This is a genomic window from Thalassospira povalilytica (genome assembly GCF_002844235.1).
GTDB classification, from domain to species: Bacteria; Pseudomonadota; Alphaproteobacteria; order Rhodospirillales; family Thalassospiraceae; genus Thalassospira; species Thalassospira povalilytica.
Genome location: NZ_PGTS01000002.1, coordinates 379,425 through 405,331, shown reverse-complemented (window position 1 = coordinate 405,331; position 25,907 = coordinate 379,425). Strand labels below are relative to the sequence as shown.

The following is a 25,907-nucleotide window of genomic DNA, read 5'->3' as shown; positions in this document are numbered from 1 at the left end:
GCTTACCAGTTGGTCACTTCATACTCGCACGACACATCATCATCGTCGGTATCGGTCAGCGCAACCGTCAGGCGACGCATCTGCGGATTGAACCGTTTGATGAAGTTCAACAGAAGAAGGGCTTCTTCGGAAAGCTCGCCGGCGTCTTCGTCATCTTCATCAAGTTCGCAAAGCTCAACCAGTTCCAGGAACAATGCACCCAGTGCACGTTTGACGTCTTCGCCGCCTTTAAGGCCGCCGGTCAACTCGCCCAGCGGTGACAGATCGATATCAAGCTTGCGCAGGTTCTCGCTCATCTGGTCGATGGCGTCTTCGTCCAGAACCATTTCAGCCGCAATCATATGCGTGCCGACTTCATTGATATTCATGAAGCCAACAAATTCGAACAGATCGTCTTTGGTACGACCTTCTTCCAGCAATTTTTCGGTGTGGGCTTCGAATTCTTCGAAGTCGATATCTTCGCCAAGATCGTTTTCAAGATCGCTCATGTCGGTCTCCAATGAAAATTTGCGCTGCTGATACTCTGGATTGATGGAAAACTCAACCCGCGCTGGCGACAAGATGATCAGCTATGCAGGATCCACATTTCGACGATATAGGGCCATGGAAAGAGGATTGCGAAGAATAACGCAATGTCAGTAGGATATAAAACAATTCCAAACCCGCTTGAACCTTCGGCATAACACGCATGGACCATTCAATGCCCGCATTCAACGTCATCGATATCGTCGCAATTTGCTGGGCTCTTTCATGGTGGATCGGTTACACGATCTTTGCCGATGCCGGGCCGCGTCGACGCAATTCCATATCAGCCCATATGGCGCGCAATCGCCATCGCTGGATGGAACAGATGCTTAAACGCAATATCCGGATGGTTGATACATCGATCGCCGGCAACCTGATTACCGGTATCAGTTTCTTTTCATCAACCACCATTCTGGTGCTGATCGGTCTTGTCGCGTTGCTTGGCTATACTGACAAGGCGATCGAAACGGTCGCTGCCCTGCCCTTTGCCGCCATCACCACGCCTGGCGTTTGGGAATGCAAGGTGGTGTTGCTGATCGTGATTTTCATCTATGCCTTTTTCAAGTTCACTTGGGCATTCCGACTGTCGAACTATTGTTCGATCCTGATTGGTGCCGCCCCGGACCCAAGCGAACCGGATGCTGCGCGTGCAGCCGCACGTGCATCACGCATGAGCATGATGTCTGCCCACAATTTCAACCGTGGCATCCGCGCATACTTTTTCGCCCTGTCGGCCCTGGCCTGGTTTTATCATCCGGTTGCTTTCATCATTTGTGCGACCTGGGTAACGCTGGTTCTTTACAATCGCGAATTCCGCTCGCATGCGCTGGAAATTCTGACCGGACATCATTGAGCCCAACCGAATTCGTCGCAGAAACCCCGTCACGAAAAAGGGCCGCAATCGCAGCCCTTTTGTCATTGATCGGTGCGTCACACCGTCTGGGTTTTGCGCCGGATGGCATATCCGGCGACAATCACCAGCACCAGTCCCACCGGTACTGCTGCACTGTATAGCAGCGTCACCCAACCCGATCCCGCATAGATCGATCCGGCTGACAGGGAAGCCACCGCAACCGTGCCAAACACCGCAAATTCATTGATTGCCTGAACCCGCGCCTGCTCGGAGGGGCGATAATTCTCGGTCAGGAAGGTCGTTGCCCCGACAAACATGAAGTTCCAGGCAATCCCCAACAGAACCAGCGATATCCAGAAATTCCCCATCAGGTCCTGCCCCGACAAACCGACTGCCAGACAGGCAAAGTTCAGAAGTGCGCCCACCTGAATGATTTTCAACGCCCCGAACCGTTTGATCAGATTGCCTGTAAAGAATCCCGGCGCGTACATCCCGACCACGTGCCATTGAATGATGAATGCCGCATCCCCGAACGCATAATCACAATCAAGGATCGCCAGTGGCGTTGCGGTCATCACAAAGCTCATGACGGCATAGCCAAGTGCGCCTGCAAAAATCGCCACCATTACGGCGGGCTGCCCCAAAACGGTTTTCAGCGGCCGGGCCGGTTCATCATGAACACGGCCGCGCATATCGGGAAGACGAAGCTGTCCGATCGCAATCACCAACAGGATTTGCAAACCAATCAGCGCAACAAACGTTCCAAGAAAAGGTACAGTTTCAAACCAGTTACGTGCAAAACTTGCCAAATTCGGTCCGATAAATGCCGATGCAAGCCCGCCCAGCATGGTATAGGAAATGGCGCGCGCACGGAATTCTGCGGGTGCTGCTTCGGCGGCGGCGAACCGGTATTGCATGGCGATCGCATTGCCTGCCCCGATACAGGCGCAGGCCACACATAGCAGCCAGAAATTGCCGTAATAAACGGCTCCCATGCCCGAAACCGCGCCCATCATTGCAATCCCGGCCCCCATCCAGAAGCCGAACCGGCGTCCGAATTTCGCCATCACCATGGCCGATGGTGCTGTCATCGCCATCATGGCGATCATCATGAAGGCCACCGGCAAGGTCGAAAGTGACTTGTCTGTCGCCAGCGAATACCCGATCACCGCGGCAACAGTGAAGATCAGCGACATCGCACTGGCAGAAAGTGCGACGCATAAACTAAGGATCATGATGTTCCGGCGAACTTCCGGGTTGGACATGTGGGGCTCCCGATTTTGGCGATGGTGGCGCCATTATTTTCTAAATTGCGACAAGGCACCCAGATCACGGCAATGAAGTCCGGAATATCGGCCATTGTCATGTGGTTGAGCCTTGCCCTTAAGGTCTCAACTGTTATATTGGCTCTTCACGCAACGGGATAGTATCAATGCACGGCATGGCCGAGAAAAACTTGATCACCAACACAATCTCCGGACACCATCATGGTGGCACGGTGATTTGTGCTGTCCCGAAAGTCGCTTTTTTCAAAGAGCGAACTTGACCTCATCCTGAAATTCCTTTTCTTGTGCCTTTACCCCGCGTAAATATGCGGGTCGTATATGTGCATTACTGAATTATGCCCGCAGATAAAGCAGAGTTGAGCCAACCATGATTGCCCTGACCCTTCCCGATGGCGCCGTACGCGAATTTGACGGCCCTGTATCGGGTTTTGATGTCGCAAAAAGCATCAGTTCTTCGCTGGCAAAGAAATCCTTTGCCATCATCGTTAACGGTGAAGTACGCGACCTTTCGCGCGAGATTGACACTGACGCGACTATCGAAATCGTGACCAAGGGCCATGACGAGGTTCTGCCGCTGATCCGTCACGACTGTGCCCATGTGATGGCCGAAGCTGTCCAAGAACTTTATCCTGACACTCAGGTCACCATCGGCCCGTCCATTGAAAACGGTTTCTATTACGACTTTGCACGCGCGACCCCGTTCACGCCCGACGATCTGGTCAAGATCGAAAAGCAGATGCACAAGATCATCGAACGGAACGAACCGATTGTTCGCGAAGTCTGGGATCGTAACGAGGCGATCAAGTTCTTCCTTGATAAGGGTGAAAAGTACAAAGCCGAGATTATCCGTGATCTTCCGGAAACCGAGACGATCACATGCTATCGCCAGGGTGACTTCATTGATCTGTGCCGTGGTCCGCACGCACCGTCGACCGGCAAAATCGGCAAGGCCTTCAAACTGATGAAGGTTGCCGGTGCCTATTGGCGTGGCAACTCGGATAACGAGATGCTTCAGCGCATCTATGGCACTTGCTGGGAAAGCAAGGAAGACCTTGATGCGTATCTGCACATGCTTGAAGAAGCCGAAAAGCGTGATCACCGTCGCCTTGGCCGCGAAATGGACCTGTTCCACATGCAGGAAGAAGCCCAAGGGTCGGTCTTCTGGCATGACAAGGGGCTGAAGCTTTATCGCAAGGTCGAAAACTATATCCGTGATCGTCTTGACGATGCAGGATATCAGGAAGTGCGCACGCCGCAGCTTGTCGACCGTGTGCTTTGGGAAAAGTCCGGTCACTGGGAAAAGTTCCGCGAGAACATGTTCACCACCACCCCGGATGAAGATGATCCCGAAAAGGTTCTGGCCCTTAAGCCGATGAACTGTCCGTGCCATGTTCAGATTTTCCGTCTGGGCAGCAAGTCTTATCGTGACTTGCCGCTGCGTATGGCAGAATTCGGTTGCTGTCACCGGAACGAGCCGTCTGGCGGCCTGCATGGCATCATGCGTGTACGCCAGTTCATTCAGGATGACGCGCATATCTTCTGCACCGAAGATCAGATTGTCTCGGAAACCAAGATTTTCTGTGACCTTCTGAAGTCCGTTTACAAGGATTTCGGCTTCACCGACATTCTTGTCAAATTCTCGGACCGTCCGGAAGTTCGTGCCGGTTCCGATGAAATCTGGGACAAGGCAGAAGCAGCCCTTCGCGAAGCGGCCGAAGAAGCCGGTCTTGCGCTTGAAATCAACCCGGGCGAAGGCGCGTTCTATGGGCCGAAGCTTGAATTTGTTCTGCGTGATGCCATCGGTCGTGACTGGCAGTGCGGCACGCTTCAGGCCGACTTTGTTCTGCCGGAACGTCTTGATGCGTCCTATATGGGTGAAGACGGCGAAAAGCATCGCCCGGTCATGCTGCACCGTGCAATCCTTGGATCCCTTGAACGCTTCATCGGCATTCTGATCGAAAACTATGCCGGTCGCCTGCCGCTGTGGCTGTCACCGGTTCATGCAGTGATCTGTTCGATCACTAACGAAGCCGATGATTACGCCCACGAGGTCAAAGCCGCCCTTGAAGCAAAGGGCCTTAATGTTGAGCTCGATCTTCGTAACGAGAAGATCAACTACAAGGTCCGCGAACACAGCCACGCCAAGGTTCCGATGATCCTGGCGCTTGGCAAACGCGAAGCAGAAGAAAAAACAGCTTCTGTGCGCCGCATCGGCTTCAAACACCAGAAGACCTTTGGGATTGAAGAACTTGCCAACGCGATGGCAACTGAAATCCGTGATCGCGTGATCGAGGCAGAGTTCTAGGAACGGTTTCTGCCCAAACGACCAAATAAAAAGCCCGCAGGCATATGCTTGCGGGCTTTTTTGGTTCCGATGGTGATGACGTGCGCTTTATTGTGGTGGCAATTTCGGATCATTCTTGGGCAGTTTGGTGTTTTCCCCGGGTGCCGGACAAACTGATTTTGCCGAACTGTCCACTGTTTGCGCCGCCATGCTGGGCCCGTGCCTGCCCGTATGCGGCGGCCGGGTGGCGCGCATTGCCAAATACGTCACCAATGAACCGCCAGATTTTTGGCACCAGCCAGACCAACAGCAACACAAAAACCGCCAGCAACACAAAGAACACAACCGGATGGAACACCACGGTGTAAAGGGCGCCGAACACGGCAATATCTTCGGTCACAGACGCCACACTGTTGGTCACCGGTTCGGGTGATGTATTGATCGCTGCACGGCTTCCGGCCTTTGTGAAATGGCTTCCGGCTGCGATGGTTCCACCGACAAGAAGGCTGATCACAGTTTGGGCCTCATCCCCCAGTCCAAGATCAAGTCCGCTTACGGCACCGGCGGCCAGCAAGGCACCGGCCGGAATGCGGATAAAGGTGTGCAGGGCGTCCCAAAGACTGTCAACAACAGGAATTTTGTCGGCAACGAATTCGATCAGATACAGGAAGATCGCAATTGCCAGCACCCACCAACTGGCCAAAATCTGTAAATCGGGTGGAAGATCGATAAAGCCGAAATTATCCATCATCCCCAGAACAACCACTGTCCCGTACAGATTGACGCCGCTGGCCCAAGCACCGCCCATGCTCAGAGCAAGTGTTTCAACAACTCCCAATGACACGCCCTTTCATTGACATATTCTTCACCAACAAGTGATTACGACAACCCGGTGATTGTGATAAATCACAAGTTGACGCGTCCCGACGCACCTGTTGATGCCATATGTTGATCAATGAAAGGTATGACGATGAACCGCAAGGGTAAAACACCTAAAATCACCTCGTCATGTGCGATGTTTGTATTTTTGACCGGGGCGACAACCACAAGCGCCCTTGCCATGGGAAGTTCAAACACCTGGACGTCTGACGGCACCGATTTGTCTGCCGTTTCCGAACTGGTCGATACCGGCATGTATGATATGGCCGTCGACAAGATCGAAACCATGCTCAAAGACGATCCGGATAATGCCGATCTGTATAACTACCTTGCCTATAGCCAGCGCAATCTGGGCGACTATGACAGCGCCGGGCAAAATTATGAACGCGCGCTTATGATCAACCCGGAACATGTCGGTGCGCTGGAATATCAGGGCGAGCTGTTTCTTAAAACCGGAAAGCCTGAACTCGCACAGGAAAACCTGGCGCGACTTGAACAGATTTGCGGAACAGATTGCGCAGAATACAAGGAACTGGCAGGCAAGATCGCCAACTGATCGAATTTCTGCGCCGCCATTTCATCCATCATTCGGAAAAATAGCCCGCCCTATTCGTTAGGATATCTTTTTATTTACGCCTGAAGAGGTCATATGTCGCCGCAAGGCTGACGTTTGAAGAGTGATTAAAGATATGTCTGACGCAATTATGCGCAAAAGCTACACCGTCGTTTGCGTCCGTGCGACCGGGCAGCAGATGGATTTGCAGACGGTTTCCGATTATGGGGCGGCGCTTAATTCGGCAAAAGAAGCTCTGACAAACAAGAACAATACCGAAGTACGGATTGTCGAAAGCAAATACGACCAGGCCAGCCGCAAGGACAAAAAACAGGTTATCAAAATCCTGACTGCGGAAAGTGCATCTGGCAGTTCCGGGGGATCGGGCACGCGTGCGCGCAAGGCCAATCCCGGCATATCGCGCGAAACAGCAAACCAGGCCTCCAAAAGCGTAATCAACATCGTTATTGCGATTACCGTGCTTGTCCTTTTGATCGGCATCATGGTCCCGCTGATTTCCCGATAGAACCACCACCGGCCTGACGGCAGGCAGATCAGCCCAATCTTACAGATGGGGCGCCATATCCTTCTGATTTTTCTGGATGCTTGACAGCACCGGGGCGGCTTGTAACAGTTGCTCCGGGCCTTCCTGCTGGCTATAACTTACGCTGATAATATGATCATCAGGTGAAGCGTGAAAATCAGAGCTGCGACAAGAAAAAAGAACGCCCCGCTTAAAAAGGGCTGGTTTGCCGCCGCAGCACTATTGCCGCTTCTTGGCGCCTGCAGCACCGATGATTTTTCCGGGCTGTGGTTTGGAACTTCATCCAGCGATGTCTCAGCAATGCAGCCATCATCGGTTGACGGCCCTGCGACGGACAGTCCGCAAACCGGCTATGACTTGAACCGTGCAGCATGCGGATTGTTTTTCGGCAAGACCACGCCCGCCGAAGTATCGCATATTGCTGCTACCGAGATTTCGCTTACGCGCACCCCGCAAGAAAACCTGATGCAGGCCATTGCCTATGACATCAATGGAAATTACGAAAATGCGCGTAAATTGTATGTCTGGCTGACAGCATCCCCGCCTGAAAACAAAATCAATCTTGATTGTGGTCAGGGCATCAAGCTGACCGGCAATGTCAACGCCCTCGCCCAGCGTCGATTGGTTGCACTTGATGAAATTGCCCCGCAATTTGCCCGTTCAAGCGAAATTGAATCGGTCGTGGCGGCCGCAACCGTCGCACCGGGCCCTGATCTTCCCGATCCGCCCAAGGTGGAGCGTGATCGTCGTTTCTATGAAACCGGTGGCGTTGTTACTGCCGAACCCGAAGACAGTACCAAGCCGATCGAACGTATGGACATGCCGGTTAGTGAAAACACGGCCCAGCTCACCCGTGTTGAACGCCGTGTATCACAACCGCAAACCACATCGACGCCATCGGCTGCGATGACAAGTCCGGGCACCGTGGCGGCACCGGCAACAGCGGCTTCGCAGCCAACGATTATTCCGGTCATCCCCGTGCAACCGGCACCTGTTGCGGAACAGATGCCTGCGGCAGCCTCCAAAGCGGCAAAAGCACCGGTGACCGAGGCACCGACAATCGCCGGAACAGCGGCCGATGTCGACCATCAGGGTGCAGTTGTTGCCACCAATTCCCGGCCGGTTGAGCAAGGGGAACTCGAAATCATTGATCGCGAACCATCAAGCACGATGATCGAATTGCCGATGGCATCGCAATCCACGCCGGCGCCCGCACCGCGCAGCACACCAAGTGTTGCAGAAAGAACCGCACCTGCTCCCGCTTCGACATCTGCACCGGCGGCCTCGTCTGCAACCCGGTCGGGCCCCTATTATGCTGTTCAATTGGCAGCATACCGGTCGCGCGGTCGTGCCGAAGATGCTTGGCCGAAATTTCAGAATTCATCTCGGGGAATGCTGACAAACGCTGATCATGAGGTTGTCAGTATCGCAATTGAGGGCAAGGGTTTGTTTTTCCGTCTTCTGACCGGAACATATGCGCGTCAGTCAGAGGCCGCCCAAGCCTGTAACCAGCTTAAATCAGCCGGCGTTGATTGCCTGATCCGCCGTGTGGAACGCTGAGTACCCGGGCCTGCTTTGACGATATGCCTGAGATAGCCGCACGCTTAACAATCAACGGTCCAACCTTGCCTAACGCTTTTTATTGAGTCGCACAAGCACATCTGGCCGCGTCTTGTGGCCGTGACGGCGTAAAAAGCCCGGCAAGCGCGCCAGCAGATATTCGATTTTTGCATTATGTCGATAATACCGCCATCGCAGATGCTGGATCAGGCGGCGAGTTCGTTTTGAGCCGGCCGCCAGCAATGGCAGGCCCAGCGCAATGAACACCATGCCGAAAAATGGCGGCGGCAATGGCAAAAACACCAATCCGATCAACAAACAAAGCCCCCCGATCAGGATCAAAGCCATTGATTTCAAATTCGACAGTCTGCGCACGACGAAACCTTGTTTCCCGACAACCGCTTTGTTGCGCGCATTATCTATGGCCTGTCGTGCCCCACCAAAAGAATGTTCAAAGACATTTGATCAACAGGGGAATTGCTATTGTCGTGCACTGGGTTACATTGCAGTCAGAAATTCCAAACTCATCAGGTGAAAGACATGCTTTCCGCCCTTAAAACAGACAAGGCACAAATGCCATCCGCAGATACCGCATTGCCCGGTCGCGACGATGCCATTGCCGTCGCAGAACGTAACGTTGTGACCGGAAACCCGATGGTGGGTCCCTTCCCCGACAATCTCGAAGTTGCTGTCTTTGGCATGGGATGTTTTTGGGGGGCCGAGCGCCTGTTCTGGAAAGCGGACGGCGTCTGGACCACCACTGTTGGCTATGCCGGCGGCTATACCCGCAATCCGACATACCGCGAAGTGTGTAGTGGCATGACCGGCCATGCCGAAGTTGTAATGGTTGTTTTCGACCCGGCTGTGACTTCCTATCAGCAACTGCTGAAGCTGTTTTGGGAAAATCATGACCCGACCCAGGGCATGCGTCAGGGCAATGACATCGGTACACAGTATCGTTCGGTGATCTACACGACCAACCCCGATCAAAAAGCAGCGGCAATTGCATCGCGCGATGCATATCACGCAGCCCTTGATACCGCTGGTCAGGGCGGGATCACCACCGAAATTTCCGATGCGCCGACATTCTATTACGCCGAAGATTTCCATCAGCAGTATCTGCACAAAAATCCTGATGGATATTGCGGACTAGGCGGCACCGGGGTTTCCTGCCCCGGTATGTAAAAGCCGAATTTGACCTGTCTTCAAAAACGGACCGCATCGCGTCTGCTATCGACAAATCAGATGCTTGTCATATTTCATGACCGGTATATTCTTTGGCTTGATTGGTAGGCAAAGGATATACAAAGAGATATGCCGGGTCCGTTTTTGAAAGACCGATACTTTATCGGCCTGCATATATCCTGGTGGCTACTGGGACTTTGGTTATGCGGCGGCATTGAATATGCCCTTGCCCTGACCTATAGTGACGCGACATTCCCCCCGCTTTCGACATCACTTGTCTTTTTCCTGTCCGTTGCCGGATTGCTTGCGATCGTGCATTTCATGGTGCGCCGAAACGCCAAATCACGGCAGCGGTTCTTTGCCCGCCTGCCCGGGCTGGTGTTCCGCATTGATGAGTTCGGCAAGATCGAATTTGCATCGGACCAGGGTCTTAACTGGGCCGGTGCATCGATTACGGACAGCCTGCGCAATCAGATTTTTGACCATGAAGCCCTGATGAACCTTCGCCGGGCGGCAATCGAGGCCAAAGGCGAAATTCAAACGACCGAAATGACTGTAAAAACCAATCACGGTGAACAACGCTGGGTGCGTATTCAAATGCGTGCTTTACCGCCGATCACCCCGGATTGTCAGATCGATTGCATCATCTGGGACATCACCGAACTGGTCGAGGAACGCAACCGCCGCCAGGAAAGCGAAGAACGGCTCAAGATCCTTGAAACCCTGAGCAACGAAGCAATTTTTCTGCATGATGGCGGGAAATGCATCGATACCAATAACGCCGCCGAACGCATGTTCGGTTATGATCGTTCCGAACTTCTGTTGCTGAGTGCAGCGGACATTATCTCAAGCGAAACCTTGCCGCTTGTCATGGCCAATATCCGCTCGGGATATGACAAACCCTACGAGGCGATTGCTGTTTGCAAGGATGGCAGCAAGTTTCCCTGTGAAATCAATGGCAGAAACGTCGTTGTCCAAGGCCAGACTTTGCGGCTGACCAGCTTTACCAATATCTCGGATCGCAAATTCACAGAGGAACAAATTCGTTTCCAGGCCAATCATGATGCGCTGACATCCCTTCCGAACCGCTATTTGTTCATGGATCGGCTGAACTTTGCGATCAAACTGTCAAAGCGACGGCGTGAATGCTTTGCCCTGATGTTCATCGATATTGATGAATTCAAGTCGCTGAATGATACCGGTGGCCATTCCACAGGCGACAAGGCACTTGATGAAATTGCCAAGCGACTGACCGGCACATTGCGCAATGTCGATACTGTTGCCCGCATTGGCGGTGATGAATTCACCATTATTCTGCCCGGCACCGAGACGCCCGAAGACGCCGAACTTGTTGCGCGCAAACTGCAAACCGCCCTATCGGGCAGCGCCATTGAATTTGGTGATGACCTCTCACCCTATACGGTGACAGCATCCATTGGCATCGCGCTTTATCCCGATCACGGCGAAACCGTCGATGAATTGATTGCCGCGGCGGATGATGCAATGTATGCCGCGAAAAAAAGCGGAAGGAACACCTTCCGCTTTGCGACAAACAACCGTTCACGTACCGAATAGCTGAACAAGCTGCGGGCTTTGCCGGTTTATACCGGCTTCCCGCCATATTCACGGCTGAGATCGGCACAAACACGCCGAACCTTAAGCCCAAGCTGTTCGATGTGATCGTTTGGAATACGTGCAGCCGGCCCTGACAGGGAAAGGGCTGCGATCGGACTTCCGGTTTCATCGCGAACCACCCCTGCGACACATCGCAGGCCAACGGCATGTTCCTCGTCATCAAGGGCGTAGCCACGCTGGCGGGCGCGTTCCAGATCCTTTTCAAGTGCACCGGACGAAACCAGTGTCCGTTCCGTGATTTTTGGCAATCCATGCTTGGCAACGACGGATTTCAGTTCGGATTCCGGCAGGAACGCCAGCAGCGCCTTGCCGACACCGGAACAATGCATCAATGCGCGGCGTCCCGGCGTGACCAGAGCGCGCATCATTTTGCGGCATTCGACCTGTGACAGGAAAATGACCTCCCCGCCGTCGGCGACGGCCAGATTAACTGTTTCACCGCTATCTTCCATCAATGCCCGCATATAGGGACGGGCAATCTGGCTCAGATTGCGGTTTTTCGTAAATGCATTTCCCACACTGAAGGCCTGAACACCTACAAACCACAATGTCCGTTCGCCATCAAACGACACATAGCGTTCGTGTTGCATGGTTGTCAGCAACCTGTGGGCGGTTGATGGAGGCAACTTCACCTGTTGCGCAATTTCGGTCAGCGTCATGCCATCATCGCTTTCTGCAAGCGCATTAAGGATGCTTAACGCCCTGACCAGTGATTGAACCTGCTGCATGCAGATACGTCTCCCTGAACTGGCCCGTTTAACGGACCGCTATTTCACCATTGTCAGTGATATTATGGGATCATTCTATTGGGCGCACGGACTTTTGCTTCATCCAAACGAAAGTGGAATATGTAACAAGGTAAACCGTTGCTGCTGCAAACGAAACCAGCGTCCCGACATTAAGCCCGAGCACAGGATAGCTCAGCGATACGGCCAGGATATATGTCCAAAGTGCCCCCATGCCGCGCGGGAAATTCCGCACCAGTGTATGAACAGGTGCCGCCCCGTAACTGAAATGCAAAATGATCATTGTCGGATAAAGCGCAACCGGAAAACCCGAAAGCAACCCTGACCACCGTGGGCCAATCCACGCTGCCAGACCACTGATAATCAGCACGATCACCGACGCCAGTCCGGCCCGGAACAGGATAACGCGTTTGGTAACCCGCACCCGGTTGAGAATTTTGACATTCTCGATTTTTCGGAACAGGACGAGAGCGGCAAAAATCGCAAACAGCAAAATGATCGCAGCCTGCGTCAGGGTCATTGATGTCAATTGGAATAACCACGACACCGCAAGATACACAGCAAAGGCCGCAAGCGAACTTAGCACAATCTGCGGGATCACGGGCAAACGCACCAAGCGACATGATGCATGAAAATAGCCATACAGAAATGCCAGCGTGGCAATCAGCCCCGGCATCGCATAGACGGCACTTTCACTGGCAAAGGCAATGCCCTGCTCTACTGCGATGAAATAAAGCAAAATTGCCGTCCCCAATGGATAACCCGACAGGATACCTGCGGCACGCGGGCCTGCGCGTTCTGCCAGAAAGGACAGACCAAGAACCATTCCAACCGAGACACTCAGTTTGGCCAGTATCAGTTCCACGTTCGGGCACCTCGCGCACAAAAGTCACTTAATGACAATTTATCAACAAATTGACTGTATCGCTATATGGTTTGCCGAACGCGGGCAAGCATGAACCACTTTGCAATGGTCCGCCCATTAAAAATGCGGACATCGCAATCGATGCCCGCAAAATTTCAGTTCAGACATCGGTGATTGGTACATCACGCCGAAAACAGAACGACCGCATCCCAAAGCAGCTTGATCCCGGTCAGGAACAGCAATGCATAGCAAACCCTGTAAAACAGCACGACATTCACCTTGTCATGCGCCCACAGCCCCACCCAGGTGCCGAACAATGCAACAGGTATCAGCACGGCTGACGTTCCAAGGTTTGCACTGCTGAACTGGCCCAGGAACCAGTACGGTACGAGTTTGACGTAATTGACGACGATGAAAAACATCACCGTGGTGCCGACAAAAATCGACTTGTCCATCCGCTGCGGCAACAAAAAGACCGAAACCGGCGGCCCGCCCGCGTGGGCGACAAAGCTTGTGAACCCCGCAAGGCTCCCCAGGACCGATCCTTTTCCCCAGGTTGCTTCTTTTGGCGTGTCGCCTGTTTTCTTGCCACGCAGCCAGTGATCAAGGGTAAAGACAATGGCAATCAGTGCGATGATCAGTTTGACAGCCGCCACACTCAGATAACTGAAGGTCAAGACACCAACCAGTATCCCGACAAGTGCTGCGGGCACCAGAATAAGCATATTGCGCCGGTCCCACCGATTGCGATAGGCCCAGACATTGGCAACATCCATCAAACACAGGATCGGCAACATGATTGCTGCGGCGGCTTGTGGCGATACGGCCAATGCCATCAATGGCACGGCGATCACCCCCAACCCGCCACCAAATCCGCTTTTTGAGACCCCGGCAATCAGAACAGCCGGCACTGCGACCGCATAAAAGAACGGATCTGTGATGAAATCCATGGAATTTCCCTGAGACAGGTTAGGTCAGTGATGAAAAGATTACCAAGGGCCGTTAAGCAGCCCCTTTGGCGCGATCTTCAACGTTCGGTAAGACGCGGCATCAATTCGACGAAATTGCAGGGGCGATGGCGAATATCGAGTTGATAGGTCAGGATTTCATCCCACGCATCCTTGCAAGCACCGGTCGAGCCCGGCAGCGCGAACATATAGGTACCCTTGCAAACCCCGGCTGTTGCCCGGGATTGCACGGTTGATGTCCCGATCTTCTGGAACGAAATCCAGCGGAACAGTTCCCCAAAACCCGGGATTTCCTTTTCGTAAAGGGCACGATGGGCTTCGACCGTAACGTCACGCCCGGTAACACCCGTGCCACCCGTCGTGATGATCACATCAATTTCCGGGTTCTCGCACCAGCTTGCCAATTGGTCGCGCAATGCGCCCTGATCATCTGGCAAGATTTTCCGATCAAACACGCGATGACCGTTTTCTTCGATGCGACTGACAAGAACATCACCCGATGTGTCATTCGCGGCCGTTCGCGTATCACTGACCGTTAAAACGGCAATGTTGATCGATACAAACGGCTTGCTTTCATCTATCCCGGCCAAACTGACCTCCCGACTTTTTTGTGGCCAGATCAAACTAGTACGCCGCATTTGATGTGCAAGCCTTTTCATAACAACCGACATTTTGATTGCGTGCGCCGAATCATGATCGACCAAAATCACATTGATTTTTGTCATTTAATTAGCAAACCGCGCAAATAACCACCAATCACGGTAAAGATTTTTTACAGCTAATTATTTTAAAACATGTCATTAGTTATCAATTGATTATCAATGTATCTCAATCTTATACTGCAAGATTTTTGACATCATTGGTATTACCAATATTCGACATCGACGTTACTCTGCTTGCCGCCCGACATTTTTCACCGTAGAAAAACGGTATGAAGATACCAAATTAGCGCCCCATTTGGACGCTATCAAACAATCACAAACAGGCAGGAAACAGAGGCCCCATCATGAGCGACGTGCTTTGGAAACCGACGACGGAACGCGTTGAAAACGCAAATGTCACCAGCTTTCGCCGCTGGGTTAACGATAAACACGGTCTGGATCTCCAAAGCTTCACGGCGCTGTATGACTGGTCTGTGGATCAGGCTGAAAAGTTCTGGCCTGCCCTGATTGAATATACTGATCTCAAGGCTGAAACCTGGGGTGAGCGCGTCCTGATTGATGGCAATAAAATGCCCGGCGCACAGTTTTTCCCCGATGCACGCCTGAATTTTGCGGAAAACCTTCTGGTTCGCGATGACAATACCGATGCCCTGGTTTTCTGGGGCGAGGACAAGGTAAAAACACGTCTGTCATGGACGGACCTCAATATCGCCGTGTCGCGCTTTTCACAGGCCCTGCGCGCCGAAGGTGTCGGCAAAGGCGATCGCGTCTGCGGCTATATGCCCAATATGGGCGAAACCGTGATCGCGCTGCTTGCAACGGCCGCCATCGGGGCAACCTGGTCTTCCGCCTCCCCCGACTTTGGCGTCCAGGGCGTTGTTGACCGCTTTGGCCAGATCGAACCGACTGTGATGATTACGGTCGATGGATACCATTATAATGGCAAACAGCACGACATCCGCGAAAAGGTCCGCGATGTTGTTGACCGGATCGACAGCCTGAAAAAGGTCGTCATCGTCAAATATGCCTTTGATGGCACTGACAGCACCGGCATTCGCAACGCGGTTACATATGATGATTTCATCGCCCCGTTCGAAGGCGCAAAGATCACCTTTGAACAGGTTGAATTCAATCATCCGCTTTATGTCATGTTCTCGTCGGGAACAACGGGCAAACCGAAATGCATTGTCCATGGTACCGGCGGGACCTTGTTGAAACAGGTCTCCGAACATGTCCTGCATTGTGACGTGGCACCGGGCGATCGGGTATTCTATTTCACCACCTGCGGCTGGATGATGTGGAACTGGCTGATGGCCGGTCTGGCTGCCGGGGCAACGCTGCTGCTGTATGATGGATCACCATTCTATCCCAGCGGCAACATCCTGTTTGACTATGCCGATGCAGAAGGCATGACCCTGTTCGGGACATCTGCCAAATATATTGATGCATTGGCCAAGGCGGAACTCAAACCGCGTGCGACCCACGATCTGTCAACCGTACGTGCGATGACTTCGACAGGCTCGCCGCTGGCACCTGAAAGCTTCGATTACGTTTACCGCGACATCAAGGAAGACATTCATCTGGCATCAATTTCGGGGGGCACCGACATCCTTGGCTGTTTCGTGCTGGCATCACCGGTTCTGCCGGTCAAACGCGGCGTCATCCAGACCCGTGCCCTTGGGGTTGCTGTGGACGTCTTTAACGATGACGGCAAAGCCGTTCGCAACGAGAAAGGCGAACTGGTCTGCACCAAGCCCTTCCCGTCCATGCCGGTCGGCTTCTGGAACGATCCGGACGGATCACGCTATCACGCCGCTTATTTTGACCGGTTCGAGAATATCTGGTGCCATGGCGATTATGTTGAACTCGACGACGAAGGCGGCATGGTTATCTATGGCCGCTCGGACGCGACGCTTAATCCGGGTGGTGTGCGTATCGGTACAGCGGAAATCTATCGCCAGGTCGAAAAGCTTCCTGAGATTCAGGAATCGATTGTCATCGGTCAGGACTGGGATAATGACGTAAGGGTCATTCTGTTTGTTGTGCTGCGCGATAATTACGAATTGGATGCAGCTCTGATCGACAAGATCAAAAAGCAGATCCGCAACAACTGCACCCCGCGCCATGTTCCGGCAAAGGTGATTGCCGTTGCCGATATCCCACGCACCAAATCGGGCAAGATCACCGAACTTGCGGTACGTGATGTGGTTCACGGGCGCCCGGTCAAAAATCAGGAAGCTCTAGCAAATCCCACAGCGCTCGAGCTATTCTCCAATCTTGGTGAACTCAAGAAATAAATGCGCAACACCTCCTGATCAGCCGGTCAGGAGGTGTTTTTCTTTTGCGGCGTCACGCGGGCCTAGCGGAAAGAAGCCGGAGTCATTCCCGTCCGATTCCGCACCGCGAAGTGCATCATTTTTACACAGGGTGAAATATTGACCTTTTTTTAAACAGTTGTTCATTCTGCGCGAAAAAAGTTCGTGCAATCTGCAAAAGCATCCCCATGCACTGTCAATTCATCCGTTAAATTACTGATATAACAGACAATTCTCAACTCGCCATTTATAGAAGTTCAAACATTCATACCGCGACCAACAGCCAAAAACCGGCGATTTTCCGACCAAATCGGCTTTGGCCCGACCAGTATAAAATTTTTCGCACTTGACACATAGCGGCCTAAAATTTCTTAATTTGGCAATCCAATCTATTTGGATAGATGGATATGCTACATCGCGTATCCAGGGTGGTACAAAAGCTAAAAACAATGCTTTGCTAATAAGGGAGCTCATCTATGAAAATCAAAACGATCCTTGCCGCAGGCGCAATGACCGTTGCAGCCGTTGCCGCGCAGAATGCACAGGCTGGTGCCGTGCTTGACGGCATTAAGGCCAAAGGTTTCGTTCAGTGTGGCGTGAACACCGGTCTTCCGGGTTTCTCCGCTGCCAATGCCGAAGGTAAGTGGGAAGGCATTGACGTTGATGTTTGCCGTGCAATTGCAGCAGCAGTTCTCGGTGACGCAAACAGCGTTCAGTACACCCCGCTGACCGCCGCACAGCGTTTCACCGCTCTGCAGTCTGGTGAAATCGACATTCTGTCGCGTAACACCACGGCAACCACCACTCGTGACGCGAAACTGGGTCTGACCTTTGTCGGCATCAACTACTATGACGGTCAGGGCTTCCTGATCCCGAAAGCTCTTGGCGTTAAAAGCGCGACCGAGCTTGACGGCGCAACCGTCTGCGTTGAGCCGGGCACCACGACCGAGCTGAACCTGGCTGATTACTTCCGCGCGAAAGGCATGAGCTTCGAGCCGGTCGTTATCGAAAACATCAACGAAGCAACCGCAGCCTTCTTCTCGGGCCGTTGCGACGTTTACACCACGGATGCTTCGGGTCTTGCTTCGATCCGCACCACCATGGCGGAAAACCCGGATGATTACATGATCCTTCCGGAAATCATCTCCAAAGAGCCGCTTGGCCCGGTTGTCGCCCAGGGTGACGAACAGTGGTCGGACGTAGCTCGTTGGGCGCTGACCGCAATGGTCGAAGCAGAAGAGCTTGGCGTCACCATGGAAAATGTTGACGACATGAAAGCAAACAGCACCAACCCGGGCATCCAGCGTCTGTTGGGCGTATCGCCGGGCATGGGCGAAGCTCTTGGTCTTGACGAAGAGTGGGCTTACCGCATCATCAAGAACGTTGGTAACTACGGCGAAAGCTACGAGAAAAACGTTACCGCCAAGCTTGGCCTCGAGCGTGGTCTGAACGCTCTGTGGACCGATGGTGGCCTGCAGTACGCATGGCCGGTTCGCTAATACGATAGCAACCGTACGCTAAAACCTACGAAGCTCCGCCCCACTGCCTGAACGCATGGGCGGAGCTTTTCGTTAGGTGGCTACTGATTTTGGATACAATCTACACCTGAGGGTCATATGAGTAAGCCTCAAAATGCCCAGGGGGATGTTCGCTCCAAGAGCCTCGTCGATTACCTGAATGACGAGAACGTTCGCGCCGTGCTTTACCAGATCGTCGCGATCGGTCTTATCATTCTGGCTGGTTGGTACCTGGTGTCGAACACCCTGTACAACCTCGCGCAGCAGAACATCTCTACCGGCTACGGGTTCCTTGATCTTGAAGCATCCTTCGAGATCAGCGAGACCATGATTGATTACAGTGCCAAAAGCAATTATGCGACAGCACTGGTCGTCGGTCTTCTCAACACCGTAAAGGTCTCGGTGCTTGGCATCGTTCTTTGCACGATCATTGGGACGATTTTTGGCGTCGCACGCCTTTCGTCAAACTGGATCGTACGGAAACTGGCAACGGTTTACGTTGAAACCTTCCGTAACATCCCGGTCCTGCTTCAGCTGTTCTTCTGGTACGCGCTGATCCCCGGGGCGTTCCCCCACCCGCGTGATGCGCTGGAACCTCTTCCGGGTGTGCTTTTCACGTCGCGCGGCATGTATATGCCGGTTCCGGTGGCTGATACGGCCTATACCCTGATGGGAATTGCCGCGATCATCGCACTTGTTGCGATCTTCTTCATCAAACGCTGGGCGAAGAAACGTCAGGATGCAACCGGGCAACCATTCCCGATGTTCCTGACCGGTCTTGGCATTTTTGTCGGTCTTGTGTTGCTTGCCTATCTGGCAGGTGGTGCACCGACCGAAATGAGCATGCCGGAACTCAAAGGCTTCAACATTCGTGGCGGTTATAACATTTCGCCGGAATTCCTGGCGGTTCTGATCGGCCTGACTGTCTATACCTCGACCTATGTTGCCGAGGTTGTCCGTTCCGGTATCCAGGCTGTTCCGAGTGGCCAGTGGGAAGCGGCCGACAGTCTTGGCATCAAGCGTTCTGTCGCCCTTCGCAAAGTGATCCTGCCGCAATCCATGCGCGTTGCGATCCCGCCGCTCACCAACCAGTATCTGAACCTGACCAAAAACAGCTCGCTTGCGGTTGCGGTTGGTTATCCGGATCTGGTTTCTGTTTCCAACACGACCATGAACCAGACAGGTCAGGCGATCGAGGCCATCTCGATCTTCATGTCGATCTATCTTGGTTTGTCCTTGTTGACCTCGCTCTTTATGAACTGGTTCAACAAGAAAATGGCACTGGTGGAGAGGTAATATGTCCGATAACGCAAAATCACCTCCTCTTCCTACCGGCACCTTTGCCGAACGTGCCGTTTCCTGGTCGAAGAAGAACCTGTTTGACGGCTGGTTCAATTCCATCCTGACGATTGGCGCGATCGCCTTTCTGCTGTGGTTGATCCCGCCGATCATTGAATGGGGCATTGTCAACGCAACTCTGGAACCGACCATCGAGGGCTGTAAAGAAGTCAGCGGTGCCTGCTGGGGCTTTGTGAATGCCAACTTGCGGCTGATCCTGTTTGGCACCTACCCGTATGATGAACAGTGGCGCCCGCTGCTGGCCATGATCATTTTGATGGGCATCATCTGCGGCAGCCTTGGCGCGGTTAAGTATCCCGGTTTGCGCAAGGCAATTATCCCGATGTGGGTGATCGGTGTACCGATCATTGCCATTCTGATGTGGGGCGGTGTTCTGGGTCTTACCTATGTCCAGAACAGCTATTGGGGCGGCCTGCCGCTGACCCTGATCCTGTCATCAATCGGTGTGATCTTTGCCTTTCCGTTCGGTTTGCTTCTTGCACTGGGTCGCCAGTCTCACATGCCGGCCATCAAAACCATGTCCGTGGTCTATATCGAAGTCATTCGTGGTGTGCCGCTGATTACGGTTCTGTTCATGGCATCGGTCATGTTCCCGCTGTTCCTGCCTGATGGGGTTACCATCGACAAGTTGCTGCGTGCACAGATCGGTATCATCCTGTTTACCGCCGCCTACCTTGCCGAGGTATTCCGTGGTGGATTGCAGGCCGTTCCGCGTGGCCAGTTTGAAGCAGGTGACAGCCTTGCACTGTCCTATTGGCAGTCCATGCGCCTGATCATCCTGCCGCAGGCACTGCGTCTGGTTATTCCGCCAACCGTGAACAGCTTCATCTCGATGTTCAAGGATACCACGCTGGTCGTGATTATCGGCCTGTTTGACTTCCTTGGCACCGTGAAGCTGGCACTGCGCAGTGACCCGGCCTGGACCAAGTATTACGTCGAAGGTTATGCCTTCGCCGCGGCAATTTTCTTCCTGATCTGTTTCTCGATGGCGAAATATTCCGCCTATCTTGAAAAAGAACTTCGCAAAGGCGAACGCAGGTAAGGAGTGAGGAAAGAACAATGACTGTAGCAACTGAAACCACTACCGGCGCTGTGCCTTCTCCGAGCGAGGAAGATGTCATCGTCGTCAACAAGATGAACAAATGGTACGGCAATTTCCACGTTCTGCGGGATATTGACCTTACCGTTCGCAAGGGTGAGCGTATCGTTATCTGTGGCCCGTCGGGTTCGGGTAAATCGACACTGATCCGTACGATGAACCGTCTGGAAACCTATCAGACCGGCGAAATCACCGTGGATGGCATCCTTCTGGGTGACGATGTCAAAAACATCGAAGCCGTTCGTCGCGAAGTATGCATGGTGTTCCAGCACTTCAACCTGTTCCCGCACATGACTGTGCTTGAAAACCTGACACTGGCACCGATCTGGGTTCGCAAGATGCCCAAGAAAGAAGCCAATGATCTGGCCATGCACTATCTTGAGCGTGTCCGCATCGCCGAGCAGGCCCACAAATATCCGGGTCAGCTTTCCGGTGGCCAGCAGCAGCGTGTGGCCATTGCCCGTTCGCTCTGCATGCAGCCGAAAATCATGCTGTTTGATGAGCCGACCTCGGCCCTTGACCCGGAAATGGTCAAGGAAGTTCTCGACGTTATGGTCGAACTTGCAAAAGAAGGCATGACCATGCTGTGCGTGACCCACGAAATGGGCTTTGCCAAAGAGGTCGCCGATCGCGTGATCTTTATGGATGCCGGCCAGATCATTGAAATGGCTGGTCCGCATGAATTCTTCGACAATCCGAAAAGCGAACGTACCAAGCTGTTCCTCAGCCAGATTCTTTCGCACTAAGCGGATTTTCAGACTTCACGACCTTATGCAAAACGGCCCCGATCGGGGCCGTTTTCATTTTTGTGAAATTGATGCTTGCCCCCTGCCCGCCAATTGCCGAAACTCTGCGCAAACTGGATCACAACCGGAATTTCAATGACCCAAGCTGCATCTTCTCATTCGGACAGCACGGCCTTTGTTGCCGTTAAAAAACTTACCAAACGCTTCGGGTCTGTGGTTGCCGTCAACAATGTCGATCTGACCCTTTCGCGGGGCGAAACACTGGCGATTATCGGGCCGTCCGCGGCCGGGAAAAGTGTTTTGATGAAATGCCTGGTGGGCATTTATGGTGCCGATGAAGGTACCATTTACCTTGATCAGGATGATGTCAGCGATACCAACGCCCCCGAACGTCCGAAATGGGCGGCAAAGATCGGCATGCTGTTTCAGCAAAACGCCCTGTTTGACAGCCTGACGGTCTGGGAAAATATCTGTTTTCGTCAGATTGAACTGGGCACACTTAGCCGCAAGGCCGCCAAAGAACGGGCTGTCGAACTGCTTGGACTTGTCGGGCTGGCCCAAGAAAGTGCGGAACTGACACCAAGCGATCTGTCGGGTGGCATGCAAAAGCGCGTCGGAATTGCGCGCGCAATCTCAACCGATCCGGAACTTCTGTTGCTTGATAATCCGACTGCGGGGCTGGATCCGGTTTTGTCGAACCATATCGAACTGATGATTTCAAAGATCGCGACACAGCGCGGCACCACCGTCATTTCGATCACCAACGATATGCAAATCGCCCGCACCCGGTATCAAAACCTGATGATGATGCATGATGGCAAAGTCTATTGGTCCGGCAAGACGGACGATATTGACGATGCCCACAACGCCCATCTGACCCAGATGCTAGATGGTTCATCGCAAGGCCCGATCACCATGCGGACCGGCAAACGCGAAGACGGCATCTTCGCCTGATCCCGTTCCTTGCCTCACGCCAAATCACGCACCGCTCAGACCGGCCGCAATTATTACTCTTGATCAGTTAGCGGTATAGACCGACACATCGGCTTCACGGATCACGTCCGACCAGATTGGCCCGGGATGACGATCGGTAAACAGGGCATCAATTTCGGATAGGTGCCCCAGACGTACCATGGCGCGCCGCCCGAATTTCGAGGCATCGGTACACAGGAATGTCTGACGCGCATTGGAAATGATCGCGCGGGCAACCCGCACTTCCCGATAATCGAAATCCATCAAACTGCCGTCTTCATCCACACCGGAAATGCCGATAATGGCGTAATCGACCTTGAACTGGTTGATGAAGTCTATCGTTGCCTCACCGATCACGCCAAAGTCACGCTGGCGCACAACACCGCCGGCAATGATTACCTCAAACCCCTGATTAGCGGCACAAATTTCCGCGACATGCAGATTGTTGGTGATGATTTTAAGGCTTTTATGACCCGAAAGCGCATGGGCCACTTCCTCGTTGGTGGTGCCGATATTGATAAAGAGCGATGCACCTTCGGGAATATGTTCGGCAACCAGTTTCGCAATTTCGCGTTTACTGCCAAGATTGAGAACCTGACGGTCCTGGTAGGCCGTATTCTCGGTCGTGGACACGCTTGCCGCGCCACCGTGATAACGCGCAATCAGCCCCTCTTCGGCCATCTCGTTGATGTCTCGACGGATGGTTTGCGGGGTTACGGAAAAATGTTCGGCAAGGGAATCAATCGTCATAAAGCTGTTGGACGCCACAAGTTCGAGTATCTCACGACGCCGCCGATCCAGTTTTCCCATGCCGTTCTCTCCTGATATTTTCTGATTTTCATATTGGCGGGCAAATTTTCGTTACCGATCAAAATGCGGTGAATTTTCCTGTCTTGCAAGCGCAGTTGTGCAAATTCAGTCGCAATTTTTCAAGTACAGGGCAATCGGTTAAACAAATTGGCTGGGGAAACCGGCAAACCAGTCATTCGATTTTGCTGTTTCAGCCCGAATAAAATCAATGAGTGGTCGAATACGCGCAGCGTCAATTACGTCATTGTGACACACCAGAAAATAGTCCCGATGGATTGGAATGCTGTGGGGCATCACCGCAACAATATCATCAAACATGTTGCCCATATAATATGGCAGGACACATAACCCGTACCCCGCACGACACGCCTTGGCCTGCGCAAACACGCTTGACGTTTGATAGGACGGCCGCAATCCGGGGACGATCTCACCCAAATAGTTCAGTTCGGGTGTAAAGATCATGTCTTCGATATAGCCAATAAAAGGATGCTTCGCCAAATCCGATCTTCGTTCGATTTTGCCGTGCTGTTTCAGGTAATCCTTGGATGCATAGATATAGAGTATATAGCTGCAGATCTTTTCAAAATAGTATGCCCCCGCCTTTGGCGTATTAAGCGAAATCGAAATGTCCGCTTCGCGCCGGGAAAGAGAAACAATTTGCTGAATATTGACCATTTCAATGGTCAGGTTCGGATGTTGCGACGCGAAGTGCGGAAGCCTGTCTGCGATGAAGAAACTCCCGAATCCTTCCGGAACACTTAGCCGGATCACCCCGCTTAGCGGTATTGTACCCTCGCCGACGACACCAAGCATCTTGTCGGCTTCAATCGACATCGCCCGGGCCGGCTCCATCAGCTTTTCCCCCATGAAAGTCAGGGTATAGCCCGTTCCGCTTCGTTGAAACAATTTGGCGCCGATACCTTCTTCAAGGCGGTCAATGCGCCGGGCAACCGTTACGTGGCTGGTGCGCAACCGGCGTGCCGCCGCAGACAGCTTGCCTTCTTGTGCAACTGCGAGAAAATACTGCAAATCATCCCAGGAGAATTGACGCATCCACCGACCTGTTCATTTTTGTACAATCATTGTCCAAAATTATATATTTGAAGGTGTTTTGGTCAATGTTATCGTAATTCAAAGTTCTGAATAACCAAATCAAACTAACAAAAACTACCAATAATTCAGATACTTGACTGACACATTTCACTTGCGTCCACCCATAACAAAAATGTGCAGTCAAACAACGTCCTACAGTCCGTTGTCGCATTCTTGACGACGGATACTTCATTCCATCAGGGAGGAATCTAGATGAAGAAGTTCACGATTGCATCGGTTGCAATTATGGCAGCAGCCGCTGCACTGCCCGCCCATGCCGAGATTTCAGATGACGTCGTCAAGATCGGCATTCTCAATGATCAGTCGGGCGTCTATGCCGACTTCGGCGGTGTCTGGTCATTCGAAGCAGCCAAAATGGCCGTTGAAGATTTCGGCGGCACCGTTCAGGGAAAGCCGGTTGAAGTCATTACAGCTGACCATCAGAACAAGCCTGATGTTGCGGCCAACATTGCACGTCAATGGTATGATCAGGACCAAGTTGATGCCATCATGGAATTGACGACGTCTTCGGTCGCACTTGCCGTGCAAGGCATTTCAAAAGAAAAGAAAAAGATCGATATCGTTACCGGTGCGGCAACTACGGCACTGACAGGCGAACAATGTTCCCCGTACGGTTTCCACTGGGCATATGACACGCACGCACTTGCTGTTGGCACCGGCGGCGCACTGGTCAATAACGGTGGAGACAGCTGGTTCTTTCTTACTGCCGATTACGCGTTTGGCTATTCACTCGAAGAACAGACCGGTAACTTTGTAAAGGAAAGCGGCGGCACCGTATCGGGTTCAGTCCGTCATCCTCTTGGAACGAACGACTATTCCTCCTTCCTGCTTCAGGCACAGGCATCCGGGGCAAAAGTTATTGGCCTTGCCAATGCTGGTCTTGATACCGCCAACGCGATCAAACAGGCATCGGAATTCGGTATCGTACAGAGCGGCCAGCGACTGGCTGCCTTGCTCTTTACGCTTGCAGAAGTCCATGGTCTGGGTGCCAAGGCATCCCAGGGTCTGACCCTGACTGAGGGTTTCTATTGGGATCGTAATGACGAAACCCGCGAATTTGGCAAACGCTTCTTTGACCGCACGGGTCGTATGCCAAACATGATTCAGGCTGGCACCTATTCGGCAGTTCTTCAGTATCTCAAGGCCATTGATAAAACCGGCACTGACGAAACCGAAGCTGTCGCCAAGGCCCTGCATGAAATGCCGGTCAATGACGTTTTTGCCAACAATGGCAAGGTCGGCGCCAACGGCCGCATGATTTACGACATGTATCTGATGGAAGTAAAATCGCCAGAACAAATGACGGGCGACTGGGACTACTACAACATCCTTGATACCGTTCCTGGCAACAAGGCCTTCATCGATCCGGCCGAAAGCGGTTGCAGCCTGGCATCGAAATAAGACCATGACGGCAACCGAATTTCACACGAA

At 52.8% G+C, this 25,907-nt stretch carries 24 protein-coding genes; 14 read left to right on the top strand and 10 right to left on the bottom strand.

Annotation, left to right across the window (positions count from 1 at the left end):
* Positions 1-2: 2 nt before the first annotated feature.
* Complete coding sequence (locus tag CU041_RS06135) at positions 3-488, bottom strand: hypothetical protein (protein WP_068519161.1); 486 nt, start codon at positions 486-488, stop codon at positions 3-5.
* Positions 489-700: 212 nt separating this feature from the next.
* Between CU041_RS06135 and CU041_RS06130 the strand changes: the two genes are divergently transcribed.
* Positions 701-1,378 (top strand): DUF599 domain-containing protein, encoded by a 678-nt coding sequence (locus CU041_RS06130; RefSeq protein WP_228195396.1) that lies wholly within the window; start codon positions 701-703, stop codon positions 1,376-1,378.
* A 77-nt stretch (positions 1,379-1,455) separates the two neighbouring features.
* Here the strand turns inward: CU041_RS06130 and CU041_RS06125 are convergent, their stop codons facing one another.
* A complete protein-coding gene (locus CU041_RS06125) occupies positions 1,456-2,643 on the bottom strand; it encodes an MFS transporter (protein ID WP_101246149.1) in 1,188 nt (395 codons plus the stop codon).
* 388 nt (positions 2,644-3,031) lie between these two features.
* Here CU041_RS06125 and thrS point away from each other — a divergent pair, with 388 nt between their 5' ends.
* A complete protein-coding gene (thrS, locus tag CU041_RS06120; protein ID WP_068519164.1) occupies positions 3,032-4,969 on the top strand; it encodes a threonine--tRNA ligase in 1,938 nt (645 codons plus the stop codon).
* Between the two features lie 109 nt (positions 4,970-5,078).
* Here thrS and CU041_RS06115 read toward each other — a convergent pair whose 3' ends face one another.
* On the bottom strand, positions 5,079-5,792 hold the full coding sequence (locus tag CU041_RS06115) for a DUF4126 domain-containing protein (RefSeq protein WP_170310152.1): 714 nt from the start codon (positions 5,790-5,792) through the stop codon (positions 5,079-5,081).
* Between the two features lie 126 nt (positions 5,793-5,918).
* On the opposite strand from CU041_RS06115, the gene CU041_RS06110 reads away from it, so the two are divergent.
* From CU041_RS06110 to CU041_RS06100, 3 genes are all read left to right on the top strand, one after another.
* Positions 5,919-6,383, top strand: coding sequence for a tetratricopeptide repeat protein (locus CU041_RS06110; RefSeq protein WP_101246446.1), 465 nt, complete (start codon positions 5,919-5,921; stop codon positions 6,381-6,383).
* Between the two features lie 133 nt (positions 6,384-6,516).
* Complete coding sequence (locus tag CU041_RS06105; RefSeq protein ID WP_068519166.1) at positions 6,517-6,906, top strand: hypothetical protein; 390 nt, start codon at positions 6,517-6,519, stop codon at positions 6,904-6,906.
* 168 nt (positions 6,907-7,074) lie between these two features.
* Positions 7,075-8,484 carry an SPOR domain-containing protein gene (locus CU041_RS06100; protein WP_101246147.1) on the top strand — a complete coding sequence of 470 codons (1,410 nt, stop codon included), beginning with the start codon at positions 7,075-7,077 and terminating at the stop codon, positions 8,482-8,484.
* Between the two features lie 69 nt (positions 8,485-8,553).
* On the opposite strand, the gene CU041_RS06095 is transcribed toward CU041_RS06100, so the two are convergent.
* A complete protein-coding gene (locus CU041_RS06095; RefSeq protein WP_101246146.1) occupies positions 8,554-8,832 on the bottom strand; it encodes a hypothetical protein in 279 nt (92 codons plus the stop codon).
* A gap of 192 nt (positions 8,833-9,024) precedes the next feature.
* On the opposite strand from CU041_RS06095, the gene msrA reads away from it, so the two are divergent.
* Complete coding sequence (gene msrA, locus CU041_RS06090) at positions 9,025-9,669, top strand: peptide-methionine (S)-S-oxide reductase MsrA (RefSeq protein WP_101246145.1); 645 nt, start codon at positions 9,025-9,027, stop codon at positions 9,667-9,669.
* Between the two features lie 129 nt (positions 9,670-9,798).
* Complete coding sequence (locus tag CU041_RS06085; protein ID WP_101246144.1) at positions 9,799-11,244, top strand: diguanylate cyclase domain-containing protein; 1,446 nt, start codon at positions 9,799-9,801, stop codon at positions 11,242-11,244.
* A gap of 26 nt (positions 11,245-11,270) precedes the next feature.
* Here the strand turns inward: CU041_RS06085 and CU041_RS06080 are convergent, their stop codons facing one another.
* The 4 genes from CU041_RS06080 to moaB form a co-directional block, all read right to left on the bottom strand.
* On the bottom strand, positions 11,271-12,032 hold the full coding sequence (locus CU041_RS06080; RefSeq protein ID WP_101246143.1) for an IclR family transcriptional regulator: 762 nt from the start codon (positions 12,030-12,032) through the stop codon (positions 11,271-11,273).
* Positions 12,033-12,102: 70 nt separating this feature from the next.
* Positions 12,103-12,915 (bottom strand): hypothetical protein, encoded by an 813-nt coding sequence (locus CU041_RS06075; RefSeq protein ID WP_101246142.1) that lies wholly within the window; start codon positions 12,913-12,915, stop codon positions 12,103-12,105.
* A 182-nt stretch (positions 12,916-13,097) separates the two neighbouring features.
* Positions 13,098-13,865: a sulfite exporter TauE/SafE family protein gene (locus CU041_RS06070; RefSeq protein WP_101246141.1), complete on the bottom strand. Its 768-nt coding sequence runs from the start codon at positions 13,863-13,865 to the stop codon at positions 13,098-13,100.
* Positions 13,866-13,942: 77 nt separating this feature from the next.
* Positions 13,943-14,473, bottom strand: coding sequence for a molybdenum cofactor biosynthesis protein B (gene moaB / locus CU041_RS06065; RefSeq protein ID WP_101246445.1), 531 nt, complete (start codon positions 14,471-14,473; stop codon positions 13,943-13,945).
* Positions 14,474-14,889: 416 nt separating this feature from the next.
* Here moaB and CU041_RS06060 point away from each other — a divergent pair, with 416 nt between their 5' ends.
* The 6 genes from CU041_RS06060 (at position 14,890) to CU041_RS06035 (ending at position 22,535) form a co-directional block, all read left to right on the top strand.
* The gene (locus tag CU041_RS06060; RefSeq protein ID WP_101246140.1) at positions 14,890-16,842 is read left to right on the top strand and encodes an acetoacetate--CoA ligase; all 1,953 of its coding nucleotides are present in this window, start codon (positions 14,890-14,892) and stop codon (positions 16,840-16,842) included.
* Positions 16,843-17,336: 494 nt separating this feature from the next.
* Positions 17,337-18,359: an amino acid ABC transporter substrate-binding protein gene (locus CU041_RS06055; protein ID WP_068519176.1), complete on the top strand. Its 1,023-nt coding sequence runs from the start codon at positions 17,337-17,339 to the stop codon at positions 18,357-18,359.
* A gap of 117 nt (positions 18,360-18,476) precedes the next feature.
* Positions 18,477-19,673: an amino acid ABC transporter permease gene (locus CU041_RS06050; protein ID WP_068519177.1), complete on the top strand. Its 1,197-nt coding sequence runs from the start codon at positions 18,477-18,479 to the stop codon at positions 19,671-19,673.
* A gap of 1 nt (position 19,674) precedes the next feature.
* Positions 19,675-20,778, top strand: coding sequence for an amino acid ABC transporter permease (locus CU041_RS06045; RefSeq protein ID WP_101246139.1), 1,104 nt, complete (start codon positions 19,675-19,677; stop codon positions 20,776-20,778).
* Positions 20,779-20,795: 17 nt separating this feature from the next.
* Positions 20,796-21,581 carry an amino acid ABC transporter ATP-binding protein gene (locus CU041_RS06040; RefSeq protein WP_068519179.1) on the top strand — a complete coding sequence of 262 codons (786 nt, stop codon included), beginning with the start codon at positions 20,796-20,798 and terminating at the stop codon, positions 21,579-21,581.
* 135 nt (positions 21,582-21,716) lie between these two features.
* Positions 21,717-22,535 carry an ABC transporter ATP-binding protein gene (locus CU041_RS06035; RefSeq protein WP_101246138.1) on the top strand — a complete coding sequence of 273 codons (819 nt, stop codon included), beginning with the start codon at positions 21,717-21,719 and terminating at the stop codon, positions 22,533-22,535.
* A gap of 63 nt (positions 22,536-22,598) precedes the next feature.
* On the opposite strand, the gene CU041_RS06030 is transcribed toward CU041_RS06035, so the two are convergent.
* Together CU041_RS06030 and CU041_RS06025 are read right to left on the bottom strand one after the other, a co-directional pair.
* Positions 22,599-23,363 (bottom strand): DeoR/GlpR family DNA-binding transcription regulator, encoded by a 765-nt coding sequence (locus CU041_RS06030; protein WP_068519181.1) that lies wholly within the window; start codon positions 23,361-23,363, stop codon positions 22,599-22,601.
* A 138-nt stretch (positions 23,364-23,501) separates the two neighbouring features.
* A complete protein-coding gene (locus CU041_RS06025; protein WP_101246137.1) occupies positions 23,502-24,416 on the bottom strand; it encodes a LysR family transcriptional regulator in 915 nt (304 codons plus the stop codon).
* Positions 24,417-24,668: 252 nt separating this feature from the next.
* Here CU041_RS06025 and CU041_RS06020 point away from each other — a divergent pair, with 252 nt between their 5' ends.
* On the top strand, positions 24,669-25,877 hold the full coding sequence (locus tag CU041_RS06020) for an ABC transporter substrate-binding protein (protein WP_101246136.1): 1,209 nt from the start codon (positions 24,669-24,671) through the stop codon (positions 25,875-25,877).
* The last annotated feature ends 30 nt before the right edge of the window (positions 25,878-25,907 follow it).

Coding starts and splice junctions, on each gene's coding strand:
- msrA (WP_101246145.1), top strand. CDS start 9,025: ATGCTTTCCGCCCTTAAAACAGACAAGGCACAAATGCCATCCGCAGAT.
- CU041_RS06095 (WP_101246146.1), bottom strand. CDS start 8,832: ATGGCTTTGATCCTGATCGGGGGGCTTTGTTTGTTGATCGGATTGGTG.
- CU041_RS06125 (WP_101246149.1), bottom strand. CDS start 2,643: ATGTCCAACCCGGAAGTTCGCCGGAACATCATGATCCTTAGTTTATGC.
- CU041_RS06020 (WP_101246136.1), top strand. CDS start 24,669: ATGAAGAAGTTCACGATTGCATCGGTTGCAATTATGGCAGCAGCCGCT.
- CU041_RS06135 (WP_068519161.1), bottom strand. CDS start 488: ATGAGCGATCTTGAAAACGATCTTGGCGAAGATATCGACTTCGAAGAA.
- CU041_RS06110 (WP_101246446.1), top strand. CDS start 5,919: ATGAACCGCAAGGGTAAAACACCTAAAATCACCTCGTCATGTGCGATG.
- CU041_RS06040 (WP_068519179.1), top strand. CDS start 20,796: ATGACTGTAGCAACTGAAACCACTACCGGCGCTGTGCCTTCTCCGAGC.
- CU041_RS06070 (WP_101246141.1), bottom strand. CDS start 13,865: ATGGATTTCATCACAGATCCGTTCTTTTATGCGGTCGCAGTGCCGGCT.
- CU041_RS06050 (WP_068519177.1), top strand. CDS start 18,477: ATGAGTAAGCCTCAAAATGCCCAGGGGGATGTTCGCTCCAAGAGCCTC.
- CU041_RS06080 (WP_101246143.1), bottom strand. CDS start 12,032: ATGCAGCAGGTTCAATCACTGGTCAGGGCGTTAAGCATCCTTAATGCG.
- thrS (WP_068519164.1), top strand. CDS start 3,032: ATGATTGCCCTGACCCTTCCCGATGGCGCCGTACGCGAATTTGACGGC.
- CU041_RS06060 (WP_101246140.1), top strand. CDS start 14,890: ATGAGCGACGTGCTTTGGAAACCGACGACGGAACGCGTTGAAAACGCA.
- CU041_RS06085 (WP_101246144.1), top strand. CDS start 9,799: ATGCCGGGTCCGTTTTTGAAAGACCGATACTTTATCGGCCTGCATATA.
- CU041_RS06035 (WP_101246138.1), top strand. CDS start 21,717: ATGACCCAAGCTGCATCTTCTCATTCGGACAGCACGGCCTTTGTTGCC.
- CU041_RS06130 (WP_228195396.1), top strand. CDS start 701: ATGCCCGCATTCAACGTCATCGATATCGTCGCAATTTGCTGGGCTCTT.
- CU041_RS06045 (WP_101246139.1), top strand. CDS start 19,675: ATGTCCGATAACGCAAAATCACCTCCTCTTCCTACCGGCACCTTTGCC.
- CU041_RS06030 (WP_068519181.1), bottom strand. CDS start 23,363: ATGGGAAAACTGGATCGGCGGCGTCGTGAGATACTCGAACTTGTGGCG.
- CU041_RS06025 (WP_101246137.1), bottom strand. CDS start 24,416: ATGCGTCAATTCTCCTGGGATGATTTGCAGTATTTTCTCGCAGTTGCA.
- CU041_RS06055 (WP_068519176.1), top strand. CDS start 17,337: ATGAAAATCAAAACGATCCTTGCCGCAGGCGCAATGACCGTTGCAGCC.
- CU041_RS06105 (WP_068519166.1), top strand. CDS start 6,517: ATGTCTGACGCAATTATGCGCAAAAGCTACACCGTCGTTTGCGTCCGT.